This window comes from Staphylococcus sp. HMSC034G07, from assembly GCF_001835975.1.
In the GTDB taxonomy this organism is placed as follows: Bacteria; Bacillota; Bacilli; order Staphylococcales; family Staphylococcaceae; genus Staphylococcus; species Staphylococcus ureilyticus.
Genome location: NZ_KV826609.1, coordinates 752,179 through 778,500, shown reverse-complemented (window position 1 = coordinate 778,500; position 26,322 = coordinate 752,179). Strand labels below are relative to the sequence as shown.

23 protein-coding genes are annotated in these 26,322 nt (G+C 30.8%); 13 read left to right on the top strand and 10 right to left on the bottom strand.

Going from position 1 to position 26,322, the window contains the following annotated elements:
• The first annotated feature begins 79 nt into the window (after positions 1–79).
• Positions 80–1,363 carry a dicarboxylate/amino acid:cation symporter gene (locus HMPREF2586_RS11725; RefSeq protein WP_070812748.1) on the top strand — a complete coding sequence of 428 codons (1,284 nt, stop codon included), beginning with the start codon at positions 80–82 and terminating at the stop codon, positions 1,361–1,363.
• 191 nt (positions 1,364–1,554) lie between these two features.
• Here HMPREF2586_RS11725 and HMPREF2586_RS11720 read toward each other — a convergent pair whose 3' ends face one another.
• From HMPREF2586_RS11720 to purU, 4 genes are all read right to left on the bottom strand, one after another.
• A complete protein-coding gene (locus HMPREF2586_RS11720) occupies positions 1,555–1,866 on the bottom strand; it encodes a hypothetical protein (protein WP_225309945.1) in 312 nt (103 codons plus the stop codon).
• A 185-nt stretch (positions 1,867–2,051) separates the two neighbouring features.
• The gene (pflA, locus tag HMPREF2586_RS11715) at positions 2,052–2,801 is read right to left on the bottom strand and encodes a pyruvate formate-lyase-activating protein (RefSeq protein ID WP_070658776.1); all 750 of its coding nucleotides are present in this window, start codon (positions 2,799–2,801) and stop codon (positions 2,052–2,054) included.
• Between the two features lie 23 nt (positions 2,802–2,824).
• Positions 2,825–5,074, bottom strand: coding sequence for a formate C-acetyltransferase (gene pflB, locus HMPREF2586_RS11710; RefSeq protein ID WP_064208789.1), 2,250 nt, complete (start codon positions 5,072–5,074; stop codon positions 2,825–2,827).
• Between the two features lie 498 nt (positions 5,075–5,572).
• Positions 5,573–6,424, bottom strand: a complete 852-nt coding sequence (gene purU / locus HMPREF2586_RS11705; RefSeq protein WP_070658774.1) for a formyltetrahydrofolate deformylase — start codon at positions 6,422–6,424, stop codon at positions 5,573–5,575.
• A gap of 414 nt (positions 6,425–6,838) precedes the next feature.
• Here purU and HMPREF2586_RS11700 point away from each other — a divergent pair, with 414 nt between their 5' ends.
• The 6 genes from HMPREF2586_RS11700 (at position 6,839) to yhaM (ending at position 14,783) form a co-directional block, all read left to right on the top strand.
• The gene (locus HMPREF2586_RS11700; protein WP_019468125.1) at positions 6,839–7,303 is read left to right on the top strand and encodes an XRE family transcriptional regulator XdrA; all 465 of its coding nucleotides are present in this window, start codon (positions 6,839–6,841) and stop codon (positions 7,301–7,303) included.
• 412 nt (positions 7,304–7,715) lie between these two features.
• Positions 7,716–8,846 (top strand): DUF445 domain-containing protein, encoded by a 1,131-nt coding sequence (locus HMPREF2586_RS11695; RefSeq protein ID WP_070658772.1) that lies wholly within the window; start codon positions 7,716–7,718, stop codon positions 8,844–8,846.
• 69 nt (positions 8,847–8,915) lie between these two features.
• Entirely contained in the window at positions 8,916–9,260 is a 345-nt protein-coding gene (locus tag HMPREF2586_RS11690; RefSeq protein ID WP_019468127.1) for a YlbF/YmcA family competence regulator, read from the top strand.
• Positions 9,261–9,722: 462 nt separating this feature from the next.
• Positions 9,723–10,907 (top strand): metallophosphoesterase family protein, encoded by a 1,185-nt coding sequence (locus HMPREF2586_RS11685; protein ID WP_070812747.1) that lies wholly within the window; start codon positions 9,723–9,725, stop codon positions 10,905–10,907.
• A 1-nt stretch (position 10,908) separates the two neighbouring features.
• A complete protein-coding gene (locus HMPREF2586_RS11680) occupies positions 10,909–13,842 on the top strand; it encodes an ATP-binding protein (RefSeq protein ID WP_046207624.1) in 2,934 nt (977 codons plus the stop codon).
• Positions 13,842–14,783 (top strand): 3'-5' exoribonuclease YhaM, encoded by a 942-nt coding sequence (gene yhaM, locus HMPREF2586_RS11675; protein WP_046207623.1) that lies wholly within the window; start codon positions 13,842–13,844, stop codon positions 14,781–14,783. Before HMPREF2586_RS11680 ends, yhaM begins: the two co-directional genes overlap by 1 nt.
• A gap of 453 nt (positions 14,784–15,236) precedes the next feature.
• On the opposite strand, the gene HMPREF2586_RS11670 is transcribed toward yhaM, so the two are convergent.
• The 5 genes from HMPREF2586_RS11670 to HMPREF2586_RS11650 form a co-directional block, all read right to left on the bottom strand.
• Complete coding sequence (locus HMPREF2586_RS11670) at positions 15,237–16,229, bottom strand: peptidylprolyl isomerase PrsA (protein ID WP_070812746.1); 993 nt, start codon at positions 16,227–16,229, stop codon at positions 15,237–15,239.
• A gap of 249 nt (positions 16,230–16,478) precedes the next feature.
• Positions 16,479–16,964, bottom strand: coding sequence for an IS200/IS605 family transposase (tnpA, locus tag HMPREF2586_RS11665; protein ID WP_176745334.1), 486 nt, complete (start codon positions 16,962–16,964; stop codon positions 16,479–16,481).
• A gap of 149 nt (positions 16,965–17,113) precedes the next feature.
• Complete coding sequence (locus tag HMPREF2586_RS11660; RefSeq protein WP_046207621.1) at positions 17,114–17,680, bottom strand: DUF3267 domain-containing protein; 567 nt, start codon at positions 17,678–17,680, stop codon at positions 17,114–17,116.
• A gap of 283 nt (positions 17,681–17,963) precedes the next feature.
• Positions 17,964–18,335 carry a YtxH domain-containing protein gene (locus HMPREF2586_RS11655; protein ID WP_064208794.1) on the bottom strand — a complete coding sequence of 124 codons (372 nt, stop codon included), beginning with the start codon at positions 18,333–18,335 and terminating at the stop codon, positions 17,964–17,966.
• Between the two features lie 77 nt (positions 18,336–18,412).
• Positions 18,413–18,838 carry an HIT family protein gene (locus HMPREF2586_RS11650; RefSeq protein WP_046207619.1) on the bottom strand — a complete coding sequence of 142 codons (426 nt, stop codon included), beginning with the start codon at positions 18,836–18,838 and terminating at the stop codon, positions 18,413–18,415.
• Between the two features lie 127 nt (positions 18,839–18,965).
• Here HMPREF2586_RS11650 and HMPREF2586_RS11645 point away from each other — a divergent pair, with 127 nt between their 5' ends.
• Positions 18,966–19,703, top strand: a complete 738-nt coding sequence (locus HMPREF2586_RS11645) for an ABC transporter ATP-binding protein EcsA (protein ID WP_070658770.1) — start codon at positions 18,966–18,968, stop codon at positions 19,701–19,703.
• Complete coding sequence (locus tag HMPREF2586_RS11640) at positions 19,700–20,923, top strand: ABC transporter permease EcsB (protein WP_070812745.1); 1,224 nt, start codon at positions 19,700–19,702, stop codon at positions 20,921–20,923. Before HMPREF2586_RS11645 ends, HMPREF2586_RS11640 begins: the two co-directional genes overlap by 4 nt.
• A gap of 53 nt (positions 20,924–20,976) precedes the next feature.
• On the opposite strand, the gene HMPREF2586_RS11635 is transcribed toward HMPREF2586_RS11640, so the two are convergent.
• Positions 20,977–21,480, bottom strand: coding sequence for a hypothetical protein (locus HMPREF2586_RS11635; RefSeq protein ID WP_046207616.1), 504 nt, complete (start codon positions 21,478–21,480; stop codon positions 20,977–20,979).
• A gap of 260 nt (positions 21,481–21,740) precedes the next feature.
• On the opposite strand from HMPREF2586_RS11635, the gene hemE reads away from it, so the two are divergent.
• From hemE to HMPREF2586_RS11615, 4 genes are all read left to right on the top strand, one after another.
• Positions 21,741–22,775 (top strand): uroporphyrinogen decarboxylase, encoded by a 1,035-nt coding sequence (hemE, locus tag HMPREF2586_RS11630; protein WP_070658766.1) that lies wholly within the window; start codon positions 21,741–21,743, stop codon positions 22,773–22,775.
• 83 nt (positions 22,776–22,858) lie between these two features.
• On the top strand, positions 22,859–23,782 hold the full coding sequence (gene hemH, locus HMPREF2586_RS11625; RefSeq protein ID WP_070658764.1) for a ferrochelatase: 924 nt from the start codon (positions 22,859–22,861) through the stop codon (positions 23,780–23,782).
• 17 nt (positions 23,783–23,799) lie between these two features.
• A complete protein-coding gene (hemY, locus tag HMPREF2586_RS11620; RefSeq protein WP_070658761.1) occupies positions 23,800–25,194 on the top strand; it encodes a protoporphyrinogen oxidase in 1,395 nt (464 codons plus the stop codon).
• Between the two features lie 142 nt (positions 25,195–25,336).
• Positions 25,337–25,894 carry an alpha/beta hydrolase gene (locus HMPREF2586_RS11615; protein ID WP_070658759.1) on the top strand — a complete coding sequence of 186 codons (558 nt, stop codon included), beginning with the start codon at positions 25,337–25,339 and terminating at the stop codon, positions 25,892–25,894.
• Positions 25,895–26,322: the final 428 nt, after the last annotated feature.

Below are 26,322 nucleotides of genomic sequence, written 5' to 3'. Positions count from 1 at the left end.
TGTCGTGTATATACTTTTGTTTCAAAATGTATAATATTACTATATAATGTAGCTAATAAACATAAAGGGGGATGTTGTTATGAAGACTAAAAATCTTTCATTGAAAATTGTTATAGCGTTAATACTCGGTATAGCAATAGGGTCTATATTTAACATGTTTGCTCAATCAAGTTTTGTGATCAACGTTGATAAATATATCTTTAACGTGATTGGGCAAATTTTTCTGAATTTAATTTTCATGTTAGTAGTGCCTGTTGTGTTTGTTTCAATTGTATTAGGTGTAGTAGGGGTAGGTGATCCTAAATTATTAGGTGGTATTGGGTTAAAAACGATTAGTTTCTTTTTAACTACTACTGCAATAGCAATTATAATTGGGATTACTTTAGCTTTAGTTTTACAGCCGGGTGAGGGGAAATCAGATTTATTAAAAAGTGAGGATGTATCAAGTTATCAAAAAACATTAGATAAAGAGGATAATTCACAAAGTTCTGCAGCCAATCAATCATTTGATCAAACATTGATTAATCTATTTCCTAAAAACCCGTTACAAGCTATGAGTGAAGAAAATATGTTGCAAATTATTACATTTGCTATTTTCATTGGGATAGGTTTGATTATGGTTGGTTCGAAGGCTGAAGGGGTATACCGGTTATTTGAGCAAACCAATGAAGTTTTAATGTATATTGTAACGATGATCATGAGCGTGTTTGCACCTATTGGTACTTTTGGTCTTGTTGCACATGCGTTTACAGGAGCAGGGTTTGGAGCTATCCAACAACTTGGTATGTATTTCTTTATAGTGTTGCTTGCGCTATTTATCCATTTCTTTGTTATATATGGTTCAGCAGTGAAGTTTATAGCTAAATCAAGTCCACTGAAATTCTTTAAAGATTTTCTTCCGGCAATTACACTTGGTTTCAGTGCTTCGAGTTCTACAGCCACTTTACCAGTGTCGCTTAAATGTACTAAGAATATGGGTGTTAGATCAGAAGTAGCATCTTTTGTACAACCTCTTGGCGCTACAATCAACATGGATGGTACGGCAATCATGCAAGGTGTTGCAACGATATTTATTGCACAAATATCTGGGGTAGAGCTTTCATTTATGCAAATTATAACTGTTGTAGTCATCGCTGTAGTAGCATCCATTGGTACTGCAGGTGTCCCTGGGGTTGGACTGATAATGTTAGCGATGGTTTTAAATGCCGTTGGATTGAATCCAGCAGCAATTGGTATTATCTTAGGTATTGATAGATTGTTGGATATGACGAGAACATCTGTCAATATTACAGGTGATGCTGCATGTGCACTAATCATTTCAAAAGCTGAAGATAAAAAATTAGCTGCTAAAAATGAAAGTTAATTAAATAAGAGATATAAATTAAAGATATTTAAAATTTGAGAGTGGCCCTAACATTGAAATATGCTGGCCACTCTTTTTTGTGATACGTGAGAAGTGTTACAAATGAGTTGTTGATTTATAAAAATTTTTTTCTTAAAAAATAAACCATCACTATGATAGTTTAGTATTAGATTAACCTGATAGATGACTTATTAAGAATGAAGTACATTGTACAATTCTACAAATTTTTTACCATCTTTTCTAGGAACCTGATCAAATAGCCAAGGCTCTCCATCAGACTCCATAATCGTTATTCTAAAAGGAGTTAAAGATAGACCAAATTTAACACTTTGAAGTTCATTAAAAGGGAATAAACTTTTGATTTCATGATTTTCAATTATTCCTTTTGCTTTAAACGTAATTTTATCATTATATAACGTCAATATGCCTGGAATCATTTGCGCATTAATAAATTTCATAGAAGCACTGATAGAAATTAGTTTTGTTGAAGAATGATTATTCAAAGAAACATCCCCTTAAAATTTGTTTTAGTTAATATATCATTTTGCATAGTGTTATTCAAATTCGTGTTCATTAACAAAAAAGAAAAGTAGTGAATGATATCTATATTTCAACTGATATCAATTCACTACTTATTTGATGAACTACATTTTAATAAGCGCGATTATTTTAACGTGTCGTAATAAAGTTAAATAGGGGTGTAACCTTTAAAATTTACATATTGATAGGCCTGTTTTACTTCAGCCTCGGTAGGTGCTGTTATTTGATCTAAAGCATAAGTTAAACCTAGTGATTGCCATTTATGCACACCTAATTGGTGATATGGCAGTATTTCAAAGCGCTCAACGTTGTCGAGTGAATTTATAAATTTGCCTAACCGTATCAAATCTTTTTTATCATCTGTGAGACCTGGCACTAGTACATGTCTTATCCAAACGGGTTGATTTTTAAGAGAAAGTGTTTTAGCAAAGTTTAATATATGTGTATTAGGTTGGCCAGTTAATTTGTTATGTTTCATATTATCAATATGTTTAATGTCTAATAATATTAAGTCTGTAAACTTTAACAAAGCATCTAATTGTTTTTCAAAAGTATGTGTATTTTTCGCTGTACCAGCTGAAGTGTCAATGCAGGTGTGAATATCATGTGCTTTTAATGATTGAAATAAGGCAGTTAAAAATTTGATTTGTAATAATGGTTCACCGCCACTGACTGTCACGCCCCCACCTGATGCATCGAAATATGGTTTGAAAGGAGTTATTTCATTTACCATTTCCTCAACTGTGACTGCGCGTGTATAATCATTTATTTTCCAAGTATCGGGATTATGACAGTATAAACATCTTAATAAACACCCTTGAGTAAATAATATATATCGTAGTCCTGGACCATCAACGGTACCCAAACTTTCAACAGAATGCAAATGTCCTTTTAGCATATAGAGGCCACCTTAAATTCAAATTACATTTTTTCATGGAAAGTACGTGAAATAACATCTAATTGTTGTTCGCGTGTTAATTTAATAAAGTTAACCGCATAACCAGATACGCGAATCGTTAATTGTGGATATGCTTCAGGATGTTCCATTGCATCTAGTAACGTTTCCCTATTAAACACATTAATGTTTAAGTGGTGTCCGTGTTGCATAGCATAGCCATCCAACATACTTGTGAGATTTTTACATTGATCATTACTTTCCTTACCTAGTGATTTTGGAACGATACTAAATGTATTGGATATGCCGTCTTTACAACAATCATAAGGTATTTTTGCAACTGTACTTAATGATGAAAGTGCACCTTTTTGGTCGCGTCCATGCATTGGGTTTGCACCTGGTGCAAAGGGTTCTCCTGCTTTACGTCCATCTGGTGTATTTCCTGTCTTTTTACCATATACTACATTTGATGTTATCGTTAACACACTCATCGTATGTTCTGAATTACGATAAGTTTTATGACTACGTAATTTTGTCATAAAGCGTTCTACAAGGTCGATTGCTAAATCATCAACACGTGCGTCATTATTACCATATTTTGGGAAATCACCTTCGATTTCAAAATCTGTTACAACGCCATTTTCATCACGAATAGGTTTTACTTTTGCATATTTGATTGCAGATAATGAATCTGCAGCAACAGAAAGGCCAGCTATACCTGTAGCCATTGTTCTAATGATATTTGTATCATGCAGTGCCATCTCAATACGTTCATAACTATATTTATCATGCATATAATGGATGACATTAAGTGAATTAATATATACTCCAGCTAACCAATCCATCATTTTATCAAATTTTTCAAATACCTCATCGAAGTCGAGTACTTCTGATTTTATACTTTCATATGATGGTCCGACTTGTTGACCTGATTTTTCATCTATGCCACCATTGATCGCATATAATAAAGTTTTTGCTAAATTAGCACGAGCACCAAAAAATTGCATTTGTTTTCCAATCGTCATAGCAGATACACAGCATGCAATACCATAATCATCACCATAAGATTCTCTCATTAAGTCATCATTTTCATATTGAATTGCGCTTGTTTTTATACTCATTTTTGCACAATATGTTTTAAAATTGTCAGGTAGGCGAACTGACCATAATACTGTGAGGTTTGGTTCAGGTGCTGGACCTAAATTATCTAGTGAATGTAAGAAACGGAACGAGTTTTTAGTTACCAATGCACGTCCATCAATACCTACACCTCCAATTGATTCTGTTACCCAAGTAGGGTCACCAGAAAATAATTCGTTATAATCAGGTGTTCGAGCAAATTTAACGATACGTAATTTCATAATAAAATGGTCAATGATTTCTTGTACTTCACGTTCTGTAATCAATCCATTGTTTAAATCTCTTTCAGCATAGATATCTAAAAATGTTGAAGTACGACCTAAGCTCATAGCTGCACCGTTTTGTTCTTTAATTGCGGCTAAATATGCTAAGTACAACCATTGTACTGCTTCTTTAAAGTTATAAGCTGGGCGACTTAAATCAAATCCATAAATATTACCTAATGTTTTTAATTCATTTAATGCTCGGTATTGTTCAGACAATTCTTCGCGTAATCGGATGACATCTTCTGACATTTCTTTAGACATATTGTTGAAATCTTCCATTTTTTTCTGCATTAGGAAGTCCACACCATATAAAGCCACTCTACGGTAGTCGCCAATAATACGGCCACGACCGTAGGCATCTGGAAGTCCAGTAATGATCCCAGCCTTTCTGCAATTTAACATCTCTTTAGAGTATGCATCGAATACACCTTGATTATGTGTTTTACGATAATCAGTAAATATTTTTTCAGTTTCACTATCTAGGTCATAACCATACGCTTCGCAAGCTGCTTTTGCCATACGAATGCCACCAAAAGGTTGCATCGAACGTTTGAATGGTTTATCGGTTTGGACCCCAACAATGCTTTCTAATTCTTTATTTAGATAACCTGCCTCGTGAGAAGTGATGGTAGAAGGAACTTTTGTGTCCATGTCCCACATTCCACCGCGATCACGCTCTTCTTTAGACAATTGCATGACTTGATCCCAAAGCTGAGTTGTTGCCTCTGTAGGACTTGCTAAAAATTGATCATCACCTTCGTACAATGTGTAATTGAGTTGAATAAATTCTCTTACATCTACATGATGTTGCCAGCGACCTTTTTTAAAATCATTCCATGCTGTGGATTGCATATTATTTTCTTTTAACATATCATTACCTCCAAAAGTATGTTATTTTTTTCACAATAATTATATCATTTGTTTTGTTAAAAAAATCACAAAGTTTTTGAATAATTTTAATCTAAAATGTGAAAGCTTTTGGAATCTGTATTAAAAAGTAATACACTTAATATCAATTGTAGTTCTGTTATAGAACAGTTTTTAATGTGTATATAATGATATGTCATACACAAAACAATATATAAAGTAGATTGGCAAAGGTGTTTAGTAAAAAGTGAAAACAACCATAAATTAAAGTTAAGTAGTGTTGATTGGTTGAGGAATTATAATTATTTAATTGCACAGCTTAACGAAGACGCGTTGATATACTATTAATTTTTTAAGAAGGGATATTGTAAAAGTTAAAATTAAAGAAAGTAAGTAAGATGCTTAAAAATGTCAAAGTTTCTTTTTAAAGTTGTTGAGATTGCGTTGCGCTTCGAATAAAAAGACCTGAGGCAGATATCGGTCTCAGGTCTTTTAAAGTTTTTAATTAAAAACAATAGTCTTACTACTCGCAGTGACAATTACCTTATGCAGCACATGATATTCGACAGCTTGAGCTAACACACTTGATTCAACATGCCGACCAATTTTACGTAAATCTTGTACATTGTACCGATGATTAATTCTTATAACGTCTTGATCTATGATAGGGCCCTCATCTAAATCAGAAGTAACATAATGACTTGTTGCTCCGACCAATTTAACACCGCGTTCCCATGCTTGTTTATAAGGGTTAGCACCTATAAATGATGGTAGGAATGAGTGATGAATATTGATGATTTGGTTTGGATAGTGACTGACAAAATGGTCGGATAGTATTTGCATGTATTTTGCTAAAACAATGAGTTCAACTTGATGCTCAGAACAAACATCTAGTATTTTTCTTTCCACAATCGCTTTATCTTCGTTGCTCGGTATGTAATAAAAAGGGATATGAAGCGTTTCTGCGAATTGTCTATTGTTTTCGTGATTGCTAACGATACACACAATTTCGGCAGGCAATTCATTTCTGTTAACACGTAATAAAATTTCGTTGAAAGCATGATCTTCCTTAGAAACAAAAAGTGCTAATTTTGTATGTTGCTGATCGTTAAATAATTTAAAATCTATTTGATGTGTTTGCAACGTTGTTTCTAAATCTTCTTTCAATGATGGTACATTTTCAAATTCCAATCTCAAATATAATTGACCTGTAGCATTTGGTGAATGGTCATATTCTGTAAAATGATCTAAATGTAGAATATTAGAATCATATTGAGCAATTTTATTAGTAATTAATGAAGTAATACCGACTTTATCTGTACAAGTTGCAAGTAATATATATTTCTCTGTCATTTTTTTACACCTCAATTATTAAAGTAACCCTGATTATAATGAAAATTCAGAAAAATGTAAATAAATGATTAATTTCTATTATTTAAGGCAAATGGTATGCCAAAAAGTAAAATTTAAGATATAATAATAAATGGTGTTTTTATATCAAAAGAGTAATAAGTGAAAAATATAATCACATTTCATACTTGTTATACGCTTACAATAAAAGTACTAAAAATGTTTAAGTTAATTATAAGATATAAGATTGATTATTTAGATAATTTCGCAAATAACAAAAAACAACGAAAATATCATTTCGCTCTTTTATTTTATCGCAAATTGTATTAAGATGTAATTTGTGTTTCAAGAAACGTGTATTATTGCAATTTCTTGTGTCCGGATAAAATATTCTTTTATGAAAGGTAGATTAAAGTAATGGATAGACAGAGTTTTACAGATTTAATTCAAACAAAATTTAAAATGGTGCGCATTGAAGCGGGTTATACTCAAGATACGATGGCACAAACAATTGGTCTTTCAAAAAAGACACTAGTACAAATTGAAAAAGAGAGAGTATTGCCAAACTGGACAACATGTGTGTCAATTTGTGCATTATTTAGAGATTCTGATGTTCTAAATAGTACTTTCGGATGCGACCCATTAGAAATGGTACAAACAATTTCACGTAACCATTGTGCGTATCCAAATCATTCTACAACAAGTGATATATATTGGAACACAGTTGATACGCGTAACGGCTATATTTTACAAAGCAACAAAGTAAGTGATATCTACCGTGTACTAAATCAGGAAACACAACCTATTTTTGGTACTTCTAAATTAAGAGAAGCTGAAACATATTTTGGTAGAGTTTCTAAAGAAGAATTAATGCACGTATAAATAAATGTACTGTGTGATAGAAGAATCATTATTTATAACATTAACTAAAAAAGTTATGGCGTATATATTGAATGGTTTAGTCACTATAGTTAATTGAAATCGGTCATGAACTAATGAACTGAACTTAATAAGTAAGTTGATATAGTTTTTGACCCATGATAAAAAGAATACATCATTTTAAGAGCGAACACGGGAAATCAAATGTTGATTGATTTCTAAATCGCTCTTTTTTTAATTCTGTATTTTTACTAATACAAATTGAATGTACTCATAATGATTGCTACCAGCAATTTTATTTTGAAAAATAACAAATAGTATGCACATTTTTATGTTATATGTTATACAATGTAAAAATGACTGATATGATTGTACCTTCAGTTTATAACAAATTTTATTTGAAGGAGAATTAACTATGCACGCTTTTTTAATAATTATAGCGATGATGATTATTGGAGCAATAATAGGTGGCGTCACAAATGTAATTGCTGTAAGAATGTTATTTCATCCGTTTAAAACTTATTATATTTTTAATAGACGAATTCCTTTTACACCCGGGTTAATACCAAAAAGAAGAACAGAAATTGCAGATAAAATTGGACAAGTTATTGAAGAACACTTATTAACTGAAACGTTAATTAAGTCAAAATTAAATGCACCTAAATCAAGAGAAGCAATCGAATCATTAATCTTAAAACAGATCCAAAAATTAAAAGCAGATCATACGACAATTCAATCGTTGACGAAAAATTTCGATGTTGATGTTGTACAGTTTACTAATGATAAAATGTATTCAGTTATCAATAATAAATTAGAACAATATTATGCTGAACATAAAGAAACCCCTATAAATCAACTGATTCCTTCAGATATTGAAGAAAATATTGATTCAAAGGTAGATGGGGTGCCTGAGTTATTATTTGAACGCGCACGTGTTTATCTTAAATCGGAAAAAGGTGCTGCTGATATAGCATCTATGTTAGATACTTTCTTTAATGAGAAAGGTAAAATCGTAGGTTTGCTACAGATGTTTATGACAAGAGAAAGTATTGCAGATCGAATACAACATGAATTGATTAGATTAACAAATCACCCCAAAGCTAAAGCAATTGCAAAACAGATTATTGAAAATGAATACGCTACATTTAAATCAAAAGCGTTAGTAGATGTCATCAATGAAGATCAATTCGACTCGCTTAAGGTAACGGTTACCGAATTACTAATAAACTATGCAAACATAGATAGTATATCGAATCGACCATTGAAAGAATTAATGCCAGAATTTATAACATTCTTAGAAACAAAAATTTCAAAACAACTTACGGAATTAATTATTGATAAAGGATCTAAGCATATTTCTCCAATCATGAAAAAAGTTAACCTAAGACAAATGGTTGAAGAACAAATAAATTCATTTGATTTAGCATATATTGAACGTTTAATCATAGATATCGCAAATAAAGAATTGAAATTAATTATGCTTTTAGGCTTTCTATTAGGTGGCATCATAGGTTTATTACAAGGCATAATTGCAATTTTTGTATAACATATTAAATTATGTTATTGTAATATCGATGTGGTTATAACACATATACAAATAAAGGAGTGAAGCACAGTGGCAGTAAATTTATACGATCATGCAAATCAATTAGAACAAGCTTTAAGAGAAAGTGATGAATATCAAGCAATACAAAAAGCTTATGCTAAAGTAAAAGAAAATGATGAATCAAAAGCACTTTTTGATGAATTCCGCGAAACACAATTAAACTTCCAACAAAAACAAATGCAAGGTGAAGAAATTGGTGAAGAGGAATTACAAAAAGCTCAAGAACAAGCACAAAAAATCGAAAATGATTCTAACATTTCAGAATTAATGGCTGCTGAGCAAAACATGAGCCAAGTATTCCAAGAAATTAATCAAATCATTGTTAAACCTTTAGATGAAATTTATGCTGACTAATTAATTAATCAGAATGATTATTTTAAAAGTAATCTAAAGTTCTTATAAAAATTTAAAAATATTTAATGTGTTGCCATATAATGATTTTAAAATTAATATATGGCAACAACCATAGTTTGAAGGAATATATGTACTTTTATTCAAGCATAAGTATGATAAACTCAATATATTGAGAAATGAAATACAAAAGAATTGATGCCAATAAATGAATTCTTTAATTGCTGGATAATCGTTCATGTTTTATTCAATGAATCATGGTTAATATTGAATTTAAAGCTGAGACATTTATTTATGTTTCAGCTTTTTTGTTTTATCGACTGTACAATAGTCGGTGTGGTAAAATAAAGAGATACGAGGTATTAGCGTGTACATAGGTGTTAGTCCATTTTTTAAGTCTCAATATCAATGCCTGTTTTTCATGCTTTTTATAAAAACCTTTAAATAAAGGAGAACTATAAATATATGGTTAAATTTATTCATTGTGCAGATTTACATTTAGATAGTCCATTTAAGTCTAGAAGCTACTTAAGTCAATCGATATTTGAAGATATGCAAAAAAGCGCATATGAAAGTTTCAAAAAAATCGTGGATTTAGCGTTAAATGAAGAAGTAGATTTTATGATTATAGCAGGGGATTTATTTGATAGTCATAACAGAACCCTCCGTGCTGAAGTGTTCTTAAAAGAGCAATTTGAAAGACTGGCAAAAGAACAAATATTTGTTTATCTTTGTCATGGTAATCATGATCCATTATCTTCATCTATAGGAACTGAGTGGCCAGATAACGTTTCGGTTTTTTCTGAAAATGTAGAAACATATCAAACAATTACTAAAAACGGTGAAGAAATATATTTACATGGTTTCAGTTATCAAAATGAAGCGAGCTATGAAAATAAACTTGATGCCTATCCGTCAAGTCAAGGTCAAAAAGGTATTCACATAGGTATTTTGCATGGTACATATAGCAAAACGAACACAAAAGACCGATATACTGAATTTAGATTAGAAGATTTAAACAATAAACTTTATCATTATTGGGCACTTGGTCATATACACGAGCGACAACAACTAAGCGATATGCCTCAAATTCATTATCCAGGTAATATTCAAGGTCGTCATTTCAAAGAAACTGGAGAAAAAGGTTGCCTATTAATAGAGGGCGATGATTTACATCTAAATGCTAAATTTGTGCCAACACAGTTTATTCGTTTTGAAAAGGCTGAAATAGATACAAACATGACTTCAAAACAAGGTTTGTTTGACGCAATACAAAATTTTAAATCACAAGTTAGAGCTGAAGGTAAAGCAATTTATCAATTAGTAGTAAATGTCAATTCAGATGAAATTATTTCTGATCAAGATTTAATGCAAGTGCATGAAATGATTAGTGAATATGAAGAAAATGAGCATAATTTTGTGTTTATAGAAGATCTGAATATAAAGAATAAAGATGATGAAAAAACGACCCTTGTCAAAGAATTTTCAGCAGATTTGATAGAAGATAATTCAGTTTATGAGTTAGCTATGAATGATTTATATCTTAATCCAAAAGCTTCCAAATACCTAGAAAATTATGATGATTTTGATCGTCGAGAATTAATTAAACGCGCTGAATTATTATTAAAGTCAGATATGAGGGGGGAGTAAAATGAAGATTAAATCATTAGATATATATGGTTATGGTAGATTCATTCAAAGATCTATTCAGTTTGATGAAAATTTTACAGAAATTTATGGGGAAAATGAGTCAGGTAAGTCTACGATACAGGCATTTATACATTCCATTCTTTTTGGGTTTCCAACTAAGAAAGAAAATGAACCACGACTAGAGCCACGTTTAGGCAATCAATACGGCGGAAAACTTACATTGATTCAAGATGATGGTTCTTTGATAGAAATTGAACGTATCAAAGGTGCAGCAACTGGAGACGTTAAAGTTTATCTACCGAATGGCGCCATTAAAGATGAAAGCTGGTTAAAGAAAGAACTTAATTTTATCTCAAAACGTACATATCAAGGTATATTTTCATTTGATGTCTTAGGACTACAAAATATTCATAAAAATATGGATGAAAAACAATTACAAAACTATTTACTCCAGGCTGGTGCATTAGGATCAACAGAATTTACTAGCATGCGTGAGATTTTGAATGATAAAAAAGAAGCGCTATATAAGAAAAATGGCAGAAATCCAATTATTAACCAACAGCTTGAAGAGTTGAAGTCATTAGAGCGACAAATTCGAGAAGAAGAAGAAAAATTGTCATCTTACAAACGTTTAGTAGACGATAAAGATAAAGCAGATCGACGCTTAGAAAATTTGAAACAGAATTTAAACCAATTGTCTAAAATGCATGATCGTAAACAAAAGGAATTAGCTTTACATGAGCAAACACAAGAATGGAAAACATTGGAAACCCAATTAAATATAGAACCTGTCACATTTCCTGAACAAGGCATCGATCGCTATGAATCTGCAAAAATTCAAACACAAAATTTAAAAAGAGATATTGGCTTAAGAGAAGAACGATTAACGCATTTAAAAAGTGAAAATGAAAAAATCAATGTACCTAAGCAATCTGATATTGATGCTTTTAACCATATACAACAACAAGAAAATGAAATTAAACAAAAAGAATACGAATTAAAATCAGTTAAAAAAGAAATTCAAGATAAAGAACGTGAAAAATCAGGCTTGAAGTCTAATATCGGATGGCAAGATGTATACCATGAAGTCGACAGTTCAGAGGCAATGAAGAGTCATGTAAGCGATCAAATTAAAAATAAGCAAGAACAGACTGCTTTTATTCAACAATTAGAACGCAATATTGAAGAAAATAAAATTGATAAAGAAACAAATCAAACTGAGATGGATGCATTAGAAAAAGATATTGTGTCTGATGAAAACTATGAAAAGAAAAAACAATATAACAATCGTGTATTCGAACTACAAGAAAAAAATAATTTATATCAAAAAATGAAAGAAGCTTTTGATAAAGAACAACAAGAAAATGAACGTAAACAAAATATTTTTCGATTTGCATTCGTTATATTAGCAGTTGTTGGTGTTGGATTAACTATCTTTTCATTTATTTCAGCTAATTTGGTCTTCGGTATTGTATTTGCATTACTATCTCTTGTATTTATCGTGGGTATCTTCTTAGTTAAATCGAAAGAGATAGGACATAGTGAAACATTTTCTAATGAAATTGAAGATTTGCAACACCAAATTAATGATTTAGAAGCCAATTATAATTTGGACTTTGATTTAGATGATCAAAATAGAATTCGCGAGCAATTCCATAATGCTATTAAAACGAAAGAGGCATTAGATAAAAAAGCCAATTATTTATCTTCCAATTTAGAATCTGCACAACAACAATACTCAAAGTCAGAGAATGAGATCAACCAAATTAAAGATGAATTACATTTATCTGATAAAATTTCAGACGAACTCATTATTGATAGTATTGCGACGATGAATAAAATTAAGGATTATGACAATCATACTGTTGAATTGAACGAGCAAAAAATTGAGTTACAACAGGCATTAGATACATTTTATGAACATGCAAAAGCAGTAACCCAAAATCAATTTACTTCTTTCAACACATTATCTTTATTTCATGACGTAAATCAATGGTTAAAAGAAGAAACAACTAATTTAGATAAATGGAATAGGAATCAAGAACAAATCACATTAATAGAAAGTGAATTATCACAGCTTAAACATCGCTTACATGAGAATAATAATGTGATATCACAGTTATTTAACTTTGTAAGTGCAAATGATGAAGAATCGTATTATCATCAGCATGCTCAATACCAGGCTTATCATCAACAATTAAACCGCTTTAATGATTTAACGAAATATCTAGAAAACCAAAATTATAATTACGAAGCTAGTTCTATGCTGAGTCAAAAAACATATGCTCAACTATCTGAAGAAGATGAAGTGTTAGAAAGACAAGTTGATCATTATAATGATCAATATTTAGAAATGCAGTCAGAAGTCAGTGATTTAAAAGCTAAAATCACGGATATGGAAACAGACAAAACGTTAGCGGATTTACGTCATAAGTTCCATATTTTGAAAAATAGAGTGAATGATGAAGCAAAAGATTGGGCAAGTCTTAGTTACTTACAATCTTTAGTGGAAGGACATATTAAACAAATTAAAGATAAGCGTTTACCACAAGTGATAAATGAAGCAACAGAAATCTTTGCACATTTAACAAATGGAAATTATGTACAAGTAACTTATGCGAATGAAGATTTAATGGTAAAACAAGTGAATGGTCAAATGTACGAACCAATTGAATTAAGCCAGTCTACTAAAGAAATACTATATATCGCATTGCGTTTAAGTTTAATTAAAACATTAAAACCTTACTATCCATTCCCTGTAATTATTGATGATGCATTTGTACACTTTGATAAACATAGAAAAGAAACGATGATGAATTATCTAAGACAAATGCCCAATGATTATCAAATTTTATACTTTACATGTGTCAAAGATACAAGTGTGCCTTCAAAACAAATTATTACTTTGAATAAACCTGAGGAAGGCGGTAAATAATGAGAAATGTAGAAAAATTAAATCCTGGAGATTCAGTTGATCACTATTTCTTGATTCATAAAGCGACACAAGGCGTAACTGCTCAAGGAAAAGACTATATGACGATATATCTTCAAGATAAAAGTGGGGACATCGAAGCTAAATTATGGACTGCTACTAAGGAAGATATGCGTGTTTTAGAACCAGAAAAAATCGTACACGTTATTGGTGATGTTATTAATTATCGTGGTCGTAAACAGATGAAAATTAATAAAATTAAATTAGCTTCAGATGAAGCAGATTTAAACATACATGATTTCGTAGACGGCGCGCCACTCACACCAGAAGAAATCAAAGAAGAAGTCTCTCATTATATGTTAGAGATTGAAAATGCAAATTTACAACGCATTACAAGACATTTATTGCGTAAATATCAAACAGAATTTTTTACATTTCCTGCAGCAAGTACACATCATCATAATTTTTCAAGTGGGTTAAGTTATCATGTATTAACAATGTTACGGGTCGCAAAATCTATTTGTGATATATATCCACTTTTAAACCGCAGTTTATTATATAGTTCTATTATTTTACATGACCTAGGTAAAGTTAAAGAATTAAGTGGTCCTGTTGCAACAACATATACGGTTGAAGGTAATTTGCTGGGCCACATCTCTATTGCCAGTGATGAAGTAGCAGATGCTGCACGAGAATTAAATATAGAAGGTGAAGAGGTATTATTACTGCGTCACATGATTTTAGCACATCATGGAAAAATGGAATTTGGCTCTCCGAAACTACCACATATGAAAGAGGCAGAAATTTTGTTTTTCATCGATAACATTGATGCAAAAATGAATATGTTTGAAAAAGCATATAAGAAAACGCCAAAAGGTCAATTTACTGAACGTATTTTTGGGCTTGAGGGTAGACAATTTTACAATCCAACATCTTTAGATTAAGCGATACGGAAAATATACGCTTTAAAAAAATAAAATTGAAACATTTTGAAAGTAAAGGACTAATCCAAATTTTGATATGCTCCCTTCAAAGTTTACATTTTTAAGTGTCTACTTTGAAGGGAGCAGTTCATTAGCGTGGATTAGTCTTTTTTATATGTAAAATCATTCGTTTCTGACCGTGATTATTTACAATTAATATGTCGTATTAGAAGGTAAGAATTAGGGGGTGAGATAATCGTTTTCTATTCATGAGCATCGTATGATTTGATATAAGTAGATTGAATATGTGTTTATCCTGTGTTATATATCAGCGCAAGAGATAAAATACAATCGTCTCGAAAAATATGTGTACAAGCATAATTAATAAGTAAATATAAGTTAGTTTCATTAATAAAAAACAAGGCAAATGCCCTAGAAATTAGCATTTGCCTTGTTTACTTGTGAATTATGATTCTATTGTCCAGAGGTCATACCAGCTCCACCTTGTTGCATCGCTTGCTGTTGTTGCTGTTGTTGTTGTTGCTGTTTAATTTTATCAGGGTCTAGAATAGAATCTTCAATAGCTTTTTTAATATCTCTATCTTTATAATCTACTTTGTATTCATCTAACAGTTCTTTATAAGCGTCTGTTAGTAATTTAGGACTTTTTTGTACTTTTTGTTGGATTAATTGCGATTTTAGCTTACCTTTTTCTTTATCAAAGTCATTTTCTTTATCTGCTTTAATAATATGGTAACCATAATCTGTTTTAACTACTTTTGAAACGTCGCCTTCTTTAAGTTTGAAGAGCGCCTTTTCAAAATCTTTTTCCATTTGTCCTTTGATAACATATCCTAAGCTACCATCTTTTTTAGCCGAAGATTTATCCATTGATTCTTTTTTGGCAATTTCTCCAAATTTGTCAGGATTTTCTGATACTTGTTTTTGGATTTTTTCTGCTTTTGCTTTTGCATCTTTATCTGATAAACCTTCTTTGTCATCTTTATTCTCTTTAACTTTAATTAAAATATGCGAACCTTTTTTAGTAGATTCTTTAATTTCTTTATCAGAAATATTCACTTTATCGTTCAGTAGTGCCTTTTGATATGATTGTAATTTTTTTTGCTCTTTATAGTCACTAAGTGACATTTTTTGTTGTTTTAACATACTTTCAAATTGATCTTTGCCACCGTATTGTTTTTGTTCTTTTTCAACTTCTTTATCAATATCTTTCGTGTCTATTTTATCTTTATACTTATCTGCTAACAATTTATTTAATAATATAGAAAAAGATGTGTTTGCAACTTGCTCATCACCCATTTTATCCATTACATCTTCAACTTTAACATCGCCAGCTTTTGATGAAATAATTGTATCTTCTTTAGAATCTGTATCGCTATTACCACAAGCACCTAATAATAATGCACTAGCAGTAACAGGAATTATAACTTTTTTAAATGTTTTCATGATTGGGAACTCCTTTTGTAAGAATAACAACGTAAATATAACATATAAAGTCGTTTTCACCAATTAGAAACCTAATATATACGACTATAGTTGTAAGCATTTTATATAAAAAAGAGCGAATCAAAACCACCCGTATAACGGGTGGTTTGTTCTTCGGCTATAAGCCTTTGTTACTGACCAGCCCTGATAAGGGCTCTGAGAAGATCAGCCATATGTACTACTTTCCCAGCAACCCTTAAAAGGGTTGTTTTATTTTTTCTTCTTAGTTTCTTCGCCAGTAAAAGGATCTATATATTCAACAAGTGTTAATTGCTCCGCAACGATATCCTCTTGTAATTGATTACGAATATAATTTTCTATAACTTTTTTATTTCTTCCAACTGTATCAACGTAAAAACATTTACACCAAAATTTTCTGTTACCATATCTATATTTTAAATGTGCATGTCTATCAAAAATCAACAAACTACTCTTTCCTTTTAAATATCCTACAAATTGCGAAACGCTTAATTTGGGTGGAATACTAACTAACGTATGAATGTGATCTTTACATGCTTCAGCTTCAATAATTTCTACGCCTTTTCTTTCACACAGCTGTCGCAATATTATTCCAATATCTTTCTTTATTTTTCCGTATATAATTTGTCTTCTATATTTAGGAGCGAAGACAATGTGATACTTACAATTCCATTTTGTATGTGCTAAACTATTTGTGTCTGATGAAATAAGTTGCATCTCCTCGTGTTGTTTATTTTGGTTGGCTGACCAAATATTATTTTAGCACGTAGAGATGCAATTTTTAATACAACGGTATAACCATACTGCACCATACGCATAGCGTATGGTTTTTTTATCCAATAAAAAAAGCAAACATTGCTGTTTGCTTAATCAAGTTCATGATTTGTATAAGGTGATACTTTGTTTAAAATATTAATACCAGTTTGATGTTCTTCAACATAAGTACCTTCATTTGAAAATAATATGATCTTTAAATAAAGAAAATCCATAACCGAATAACCTAAATTCAAAGCAATTAAAAACATTAAATAATGACCATATTGAGGGATGATAGTACTTATAAATGTGCAAACAATCGTTATAAATAAAGCTGGTGTGATTAAATCAAAACAAAAATAATATTTATTAACAGGTGTATTTACATACACATTATAAAAAGGCACAGACTTATGTTTTACTAATTTATATTTTTTAAATGACTTACGATAGGGATAGAAAAACAATAAGTGGATTAATTTATGTAAAGGGTACAAAAGCACTACTAAAATTAAAAATATTAAAAAGTGGTCGTCTGTTAATTTGGTATTTGAAAAGAAGTATAAAAGTTCGTATGCAATTAAAAATGTGATAATTGTAGTAACAAAACTAAGGAAAGCAATTCTAGGTATGCCAAAACGAGCGTTAATATCTATTTGACGTGTACATAAATACATTACGCAATCATACTCCTTTTTAAAATTTATTGAATATACTTTCGTATTATCTAACGTATTCTTACAGTCGTCAAGTTTAACTTTAAGTTAATTTTAGAGTTTGAAAAGTTCTCAAAACACTATAATGTAAGGATATTATAGTGTTTAATCAAAGAAAGATGAGTGTACTATATATTTTTTAATTCAGCATCATTTTAAAGACATAGATGTTTTTATTGTAATAAAGAAAAGAGTTATAACTCAGGTTTTCAAGTGAGTTATAACTCTTAGTTAATTGAGTTAATTATTTGTCTTTTTCAAATGCTTTTGAAATTTCTTCGCCACGATTTTGTAAATTTTCAATATGGGATTGCAAATTTTCAATATTAGGATCGATATCAGATTTAAAATCACCAATCATCGTTTTCACTTCATCACCAATAGTACTGCCAATTTCAGTACTTTCTGATTTGATTTGTGAAATGTAATTTACAATATCATTGACGCTTTGCTTTATAGTGTTGATTTCTTTATCAAATTCAGATTCAGCACCCGTAGGTCTGCGCGCTTCTGTCTCAAATTGGTTTGAATTTTTCTTATCACGATTCATTAATGCAACACCAATTCCAGTTGCAACACCAGCACCAAGACCTAGTAATAATTGAGCTGTTTTCATAAAAATTCTCCTCATTTCTAAAATTTCTGAGTCATTAATATTTTTAATATACCCTTTATCATATCAGGTAAGCATAATTAATTAAATTGTGCTGCAATTTCTTGTGCAATTTTTTTCTTTTGTTCATCGCCTATGCTTTCTTCATGTGTTTCCCATTTATAACCAAAACCATCTACTTCATTTTCATATCTTGGTAACAGATGAAAATGTAAATGGAAGACAGATTGATCGGCAAATTCACCATTATTTTGTATAATATTTAGACCATCAGGGTTAAATGCTTTTTTGATTGCGTTTGCTACTTTAGGTAAAGCAACGCCTATATGTTTCATTGTTTCACTATCCGTTTCAAAGATATTTGCAGAAACTTTTTTAGGAACTAATAAAGTATGACCTTTGGTCACTTGAGAGATGTCTAAAAATGCATAAACATATTCATCTTCATATACCTTATAACTAGGAATTTCACCATTAATTATTTTACTAAAGATTGTTTCAGACATAAATTTTCACTCCTTGTCAGATGTTTAGTAACTATTATAGCATTACTGATTAAATTCCGTCATTTTTTGAAGTAACTTTATGAACAATGTTTGATTTTTGATACAATACTATTTGTGGAGGTGCCTTATGACAGTAAAAGTAGAGCATTTAACAGGCGGTTATGGCAAAAGACCTGTGATAAAAGATATAAATTTTGAATTAAAAAAAGGAGAAATTGTTGGACTGATAGGTTTGAATGGTGCTGGGAAGAGTACCACTATTAAACATATGTTAGGCTTATTAACGCCGATGGAAGGGCAGTTAACAATTTCAGATATTAATATCAAACAAGATGTAGAAGCTTATAGACGTAAGTTGTCATATATTCCGGAAGCACCAGTCATATATGATGAATTAACGTTGCAAGAACATATTAATATGACAGCAATGGCGTATAATATAGATAAAATGGAAGCGATGAAAAGGGCAAATCCATTATTAAAAACATTTAGGTTAGAAAATGAATTAGATATATTTCCGAGTCATTTTTCTAAAGGTATGAAACAAAAAGTGATGATTATTTGTGCATTCATTGTAGATCCAGAATTATATATCATTGACGAGCCATTTTTAGGATTAGATCCTTTAGGTATACAATCTATGCTTGATTTAATGGTCGAGAAAAAAGAAGAGAACAGAACTGTATTGATGAGTACACATATTTTGGCAACGGCCGAAAAATACTGTGACAGATTTTTAATAATGGATAAAGGGCGAATTGTAGCATTTGGCAATATAGATGAATTGAGGGAACAAACAGGTTTAAGTGGTAAAACCTTAGATGAAATATATATACACGTTACTCAAGGTGGCCAAAATTCATGAAACAAGAAGCTAAACAATTATTTAACCTAAGGAAACAAGCAATCAAAAAAGAGAAAAGTTATTATAATAAATTTATATTTAATGGTCATTTTTCTGTATTTCTTGTGATTTTATTAGGTGCATTTATTTTAGGTTATGGAGATTGGTTGAAATCAATGCCTAAACATATTAATTATGCGTTAATTGCTAGTATAATCACAGCCATTACTTCCATGTTCCCAATTAGGACTTTATTGAAAGATGCAGATAAATTATTTCTCTTGCCATTTGAAAAACATATGTTTGAATATATGAAAAAAAGTTTGATTTATAGTTATGTTACTAGATTACCTATACAAATATTATTAATTATTATATTATTTCCATTATTTTATGTGCTTAATAACAAAACGTTTGGATTTTATATTATCTTTGCTGGACTAGCAATTATATTTCCGCTCTTAGGTTTATTATTAAAATGGCAGTGGTATAAATTTCGTCTTGAACGTTGGTCTTTATTTAGCATTTTGTTTGTGATATTTACATCTGGTTATTATGTAGCCTTAGATCCTAAAAATATCTCAAGTATTTTTTCAGTTATTATACTTGTTGCTCTGACTCTGTTAATAAGATATTTAAACAAAGACTATTTGTTCCCATGGGAGCATATGATTAATACAGAACAACAACATCATATGAATTATTATAAATTTGTAAATATGTTTACGGATGTAAAACAATTAGAAGAGAAAGCAGTAAGGAGAAGTTATTTAGATCCGTTATTGTGGAAACCGAAACCTAAAAAATTTAATGAAAACTATATGTATCTTTATTTATTTATTAGAAGTTTTGCTAGAGGTAAAGACGCATTTAATATTATATTACGCTTGATTATTATAGCTTTAGTTATGATGATATGGTTACATCAAGTCATCGTAGTTTTATTAATTGGTAGTCTATTTATGTATATTATATTGTTACAAATGGCTCAATTTTATACACAACAAGCATATGGTCTATGGCCTCAAGTTTGGCCTGTATCTGATAGTAAGGTCATTAAAGGATATGAACAATTTTTAAATAGATTAATGTGTATTATAGGCGTGATTTTTATCGTTACTTTTGCTATTGTTTTTCCACAATATAGTTTGTTTGGTCTCATTTACTTTCTTGTAGGATGGTTGACGATTAGAAATATAACTAAAAAATTGAAATATCAAGAAAGTTTGCTAACAGATTAAAAAATCGCTACTCAGGTTTTAGCTTAGAGCTAAATTTGAGTAGCGATTTTTAATTAGTAATCGTCAATTGGGAATAAATATCTTTCGAAGTAACTTGAATGTTGACCACTAGAACCAAAGAATTGACTTAGTGCTAGCTTATCAAAGTTTTCTTGGAAAACGGCAGACGCTTTGAAATCTTCGTAATCTGTACGACTATTAAAGCCAAAATAAATTTTATATGTTAACCCTTGATTTGGTTTTAAAAAGCGATAACTTCTATAACCTGCAAATTGTTTGAAATCAGTTGTGACATTTTCTAATTTCTTTTCTAATTGATATGCATGATCCTCTGATGTTGGTATAAAAATAACAGAATAGAAGTAATTTTCATCTAAATTCCCTTCAGACTTAATGATGTCATAAGCCAGCGGGTGTTTTAAAACCGTTTCACCTTCTGTTTCTTCTATAATAACTGAAGAATCGGAAGCTGAAAATTGTAGTAGATGATGTGTCGGATTATTCAGTCTAATTTGATTTAAATAACCAAATGTACCGTAAGATGCGTAAATTTTCATAAGTTTTCCCCCTTGAATTGTTTAAGAAACATTGCATAACTATTATAATTTACTATATATACTTCTAATATTTCAAATAAATGTAAAATAGACTTTAACAGTATTATAATTGATTTCTGTTAGAAAACAATAGTCAAATAATTAAGAATAACAAAGTGACACACTTTGTCTTTTTTATGACATTTCTATTGATTGAATACGGGAAATTAGTGGATATGGTAATATTAATAAGAATGATTATAATGTAGGAGGATTACAAGGTGCATAATAAAAATAATACAATCCTAGATATGATTAAGGGCAAAGAAGTTAAGCACACACCTGTGTGGTTTATGCGTCAAGCTGGTAGATCACAGCCTGAATATAGAAAACTGAAAGAGCAATACTCTTTATTTGAAATTACACACCAGCCAGAATTATGTGCATACGTAACACATTTACCAGTAGATAATTATAATACGGACGCTGCGATTTTATATAAAGATATCATGACCCCATTGCAACCGATAGGGGTGGACGTAGAAATTAAGTCCGGGATAGGACCAGTAATTCATAATACGATTAAAAATATACAAGATGTTGAAAAATTAGGGAATATTGATCCGAAACGAGATGTTCCATATGTATTAGACACGATTAAATTATTAACTGAAGAAAAATTGAAGGTGCCATTGATTGGTTTTACTGGCGCTCCTTTTACCTTAGCAAGCTATATGATTGAAGGTGGGCCTTCTAAGAATTATAATTTTACAAAGGCAATGATGTATAGTGACGAAGCAACTTGGTTTGCGCTTATGGATCATTTAGTTGATATGTCTATTACTTATACGACAGCTCAAATAGAAGCTGGTGCAGAAATCATACAAGTATTTGATTCTTGGGTTGGTGCATTAAACGTTCAAGATTACAGATATTATATAAAACCAGCAATGAAAAAGTTAATTAATGGAATTAAGGCGAAATACGATGTGCCCGTGATTTTATTTGGTGTGGGTGCAAGTCATTTAGTACATGAATGGAATGATTTACCAATAGATGTATTAGGTCTAGATTGGAGACTGTCTATTAAAGAAGCTAATGATTTAAATATTACTAAAACATTACAAGGGAATTTAGATCCATCTTTACTATTAGCACCTTGGGAAGTTATAGAAGCGCGATTAAAACCGATTTTAGATGAGGGCTTAGCACATGGTAAACATATATTTAATTTAGGACATGGTGTTTTTCCACAAGTTAAACCCGAAACTTTAAAAAGAATTACTACGTTTGTTCACGAATATACTCAAAGATAGTTAGACATACAAAAGGTGAACAAGATTTACATTTAATTATGTCATCTACATCTTAAAAATTTAAATAAAAGGATGATTTTAAAATGGCAAAAACAGTAGGCTTACTAGTAATGGCTTATGGTACACCTTATAAAGAAAGTGACATAGAAGCTTATTACACAGATATTAGACATGGGAAAAAACCTACAGAAGCAGAATTGCAAGACTTAAAAGATAGATATAAATTTATTGGCGGTTTATCACCACTTGCGGGAACTACGAATCGACAAGCTGAGGCATTATGTTCAGAGTTGAATAATCAATATACTGATGTTGAGTTCAAGTTGTACATTGGTTTGAAACACATCCATCCGTTTATTGAAGATGCTGTAAAGGCAATGAATAAAGAAGGTATAGATGAAGCTGTTACTGTGGTACTAGCACCACATTATTCAAGCTTTTCAGTGGGTTCCTATAATAAGCGTGCACAAGAAGAAGCGGACAAATATGGTATTACGTTAAACCATGTTGAACATTATTACCAACAACCAAAATTCATCCAATACTGGACTGAAAAGGTAAATGAAACTTTAGAGCAAATACCAAAAGAAGAACATGATGAAACAGTCTTAGTAGTATCAGCACACAGTTTACCTAAAGGACTTATAGAAAAAAATAATGACCCATATCCGAATGAATTGCATGATACTGCTGAATTATTAAAAGCTAAATCAAACATTACTCACGTTGCTGAAGGGTGGCAATCAGAAGGTAATACTGGGACACCTTGGTTAGGCCCTGACGTTCAAGATTTAACTAGAAACTTATTCGAAAAATATAATTATAAAAACTTTATTTATACGCCTGTAGGCTTTGTATGTGAACATTTGGAAGTATTATATGATAATGATTATGAATGCAAAATAATTTGTGATGGGTTAGGCGTTAATTACTTCCGTCCAGCAATGCCTAATACAGATTCACTATTTATTGGTGCAATCGTAGATGAAATTAAAAATGTTTATTAAAGGAAGCGTGAATCACATTGACTAAGAGTATCGCAATTATTGGGGCAGGCATCACAGGCTTATCCAGTGCATATTTTATCAAATCAAAAAGACCTGACATCGATGTCACAATTTATGAATCTTCTAATAGAGTAGGCGGGAAAATACAAACATATCGTAATGAGGGCTATACCATTGAATTAGGTCCAGAATCTTATTTAGGACGAAAACAAATTATGACAGATATAGCCAAAGATATAGGGCTTGAAGATCAACTCATTACTAATAAAACTGGGCAATCGTATATATATGCTAAAAATAAACTCTATCCGATTCCAGGCGGTTCTATTTTAGGAATACCGACCGACATCAAACCATTTCTCAAAACAAAATTAATTTCTCCATTGGGTAAGTTAAGAGCTGGAATGGATTTGTTTAAAAAAACTATAGATATGGATAACGATATGTCGGTTGGTAAATTTTTTAGAACGCGGTTAGGTGACGAAGTGCTAGAAAATCTAATAGAACCATTAATGGGTGGTATTTATGGCACAAATATTGACGAGCTTAGTTTAATGAGTACTTTCCCTGAGTTTAAAGAAAGAGAAGAACAATTTGGTAGCCTTATTAAAGGAATGCGATATGAGAAGGCGCAAAGAATAAAACAACGTGAACTTTATCCAGGTGCACCTAAGGGACAATTTAAACAGTTTAGACATGGATTGAGTTCGTTTATAGAATGTTTAAGAGACGATTTGGTAGCAAAAGGTGTTAATATTAAATATCAAACGGCTGTTAAAGATATTACAGCGTCACAGAAAAAATATGAAATTAAAACAGTCAATGAGAAGCGCATCTATGATAGTGTCTTAGTTACAACGCCACATCAAAATTTCTTACAATGGTTTGGTAATGATCCTGCTTTTGATTATTTTAAAAACATGGATTCTACAACAGTAGCAACAGTCGTACTTGCATTTGACGAGGCAAATATCATCAACAATTATGATGGCACAGGATTCGTTATTGCTCGTACAAGCGATACGAATATCACGGCTTGTACTTGGACAAGTAAGAAATGGCCATTTACAACACCTGAAGGTAAAGTGTTAATTAGAGCTTATGTTGGTAAACCAGGTGATACGGTAGTTGACGATCATACAGATGAAGAACTCGTGAAAATCGTGAAAAATGATTTGAGTAAAATGATGACCTTTAAAGGTTCGCCTGATTTTAGTATTGTAAATCGTTTACCTAAAAGTATGCCTCAATATCAAGTAGGACATATTGAACAAATTAAATTGATACAATCGCATATAAGACATAATTATCCTAGACTACGTATTACTGGTGCGTCATTTGAGGCTGTTGGGTTACCTGATTGCATAAAGCAAGGAAAAGATGCGGTTGAAGAGATTTTAGATGAAATCTAAATAAATAATAAAAAAGTCATTTTCTACTTTGTTAATTTTTAATTATTGTAGAATTGGCTTTTTTTACTAAGTTGAAACTTACAATATTGGTGAAATATATGAGATACTTTAAAAGTAATATTTGTAAATGGGGGATTGATTTATGACAGATATAGTAATAGTACATTCAAAATTAGGTGATTCAAAGAATCATTGGTATGAATGGTTAGCAAATAATCTTACATTAGAAGGTTACGTAGTTACACTTTTTAACATTCCGAAAGAACAAAATAGTGATATACGTAAATGGCTCAATGTTATGAATGAACAGATCCATATACGTAAACAGGATACCTATTTTGTAACTCATGGTTTTGGTACAATTGCTTCACTTGAATTTATTCAAAATAAAAACATAAACAATATTGAAGGTTTATTCAGTATCTCAGGTTTCAAAGAGGATGCACAAGAGATTGATGAGTCGTTGAAATTAGATGATAAAATCATTAACTATGATAAAGTTAAAGAAAAAGTGAATGAATTTTATGGTTTGTGTGCAAAAGACGATAAACATGTTTCTTACAAAGAAACAAAGCGTTTAATGGATGAATTGAATGGCAAATGTAAAATTACTGATTTTGGAGGACACTTCATGGAAGATGATGGTTTCACGACATTTACAAATTTACAAAGTAAAATGATGGGTATCATGAGTAAATAGATTGAATAAACCTACGACGGTCTATAATTATACAGCACAATACGGGGAAATAAGTTTTATATTTCCATTATAAAATGAATAGTCTTTATAGCTTGCTTATATTTTAAGTAAATATGGGTAAGCTATAAAAATAAACAAATATGTGTCATTTCTTAACTAAAATTATAATATTATAGTTATATTCCTTTTTTACACAAAATACTTTAATGAAAGCATTGACGAAAGCTACAAAAGTTAATATACTAAATAAGTATTCAGAAATGAGGGGAGTTTAACCACTCATTATGACATTTAATTTTTAATTATAAATTAATTATTTGTAAATTAATTTTAAAATAATGTTGATTTTGTAATGACATTATGGTATATTTAATAGGTAGGCGTCATTAATAATATTAACGCGGGATGGAGCAGTTCGGTAGCTCGTC

Coding starts and splice junctions, on each gene's coding strand:
- HMPREF2586_RS11725 (WP_070812748.1), top strand. CDS start 80: ATGAAGACTAAAAATCTTTCATTGAAAATTGTTATAGCGTTAATACTC.
- pflA (WP_070658776.1), bottom strand. CDS start 2,801: ATGCTAAAAGGACATTTGCATTCTGTTGAAAGTTTGGGTACCGTTGAT.
- pflB (WP_064208789.1), bottom strand. CDS start 5,074: ATGTTAAAAGAAAATAATATGCAATCCACAGCATGGAATGATTTTAAA.
- purU (WP_070658774.1), bottom strand. CDS start 6,424: ATGACAGAGAAATATATATTACTTGCAACTTGTACAGATAAAGTCGGT.
- HMPREF2586_RS11700 (WP_019468125.1), top strand. CDS start 6,839: ATGGATAGACAGAGTTTTACAGATTTAATTCAAACAAAATTTAAAATG.
- HMPREF2586_RS11695 (WP_070658772.1), top strand. CDS start 7,716: ATGCACGCTTTTTTAATAATTATAGCGATGATGATTATTGGAGCAATA.
- HMPREF2586_RS11685 (WP_070812747.1), top strand. CDS start 9,723: ATGGTTAAATTTATTCATTGTGCAGATTTACATTTAGATAGTCCATTT.
- HMPREF2586_RS11680 (WP_046207624.1), top strand. CDS start 10,909: ATGAAGATTAAATCATTAGATATATATGGTTATGGTAGATTCATTCAA.
- yhaM (WP_046207623.1), top strand. CDS start 13,842: ATGAGAAATGTAGAAAAATTAAATCCTGGAGATTCAGTTGATCACTAT.
- HMPREF2586_RS11670 (WP_070812746.1), bottom strand. CDS start 16,229: ATGAAAACATTTAAAAAAGTTATAATTCCTGTTACTGCTAGTGCATTA.
- tnpA (WP_176745334.1), bottom strand. CDS start 16,964: ATGCAACTTATTTCATCAGACACAAATAGTTTAGCACATACAAAATGG.
- HMPREF2586_RS11660 (WP_046207621.1), bottom strand. CDS start 17,680: ATGTATTTATGTACACGTCAAATAGATATTAACGCTCGTTTTGGCATA.
- HMPREF2586_RS11655 (WP_064208794.1), bottom strand. CDS start 18,335: ATGAAAACAGCTCAATTATTACTAGGTCTTGGTGCTGGTGTTGCAACT.
- HMPREF2586_RS11650 (WP_046207619.1), bottom strand. CDS start 18,838: ATGTCTGAAACAATCTTTAGTAAAATAATTAATGGTGAAATTCCTAGT.
- HMPREF2586_RS11645 (WP_070658770.1), top strand. CDS start 18,966: ATGACAGTAAAAGTAGAGCATTTAACAGGCGGTTATGGCAAAAGACCT.
- HMPREF2586_RS11640 (WP_070812745.1), top strand. CDS start 19,700: ATGAAACAAGAAGCTAAACAATTATTTAACCTAAGGAAACAAGCAATC.
- HMPREF2586_RS11635 (WP_046207616.1), bottom strand. CDS start 21,480: ATGAAAATTTACGCATCTTACGGTACATTTGGTTATTTAAATCAAATT.
- hemH (WP_070658764.1), top strand. CDS start 22,859: ATGGCAAAAACAGTAGGCTTACTAGTAATGGCTTATGGTACACCTTAT.
- HMPREF2586_RS11615 (WP_070658759.1), top strand. CDS start 25,337: ATGACAGATATAGTAATAGTACATTCAAAATTAGGTGATTCAAAGAAT.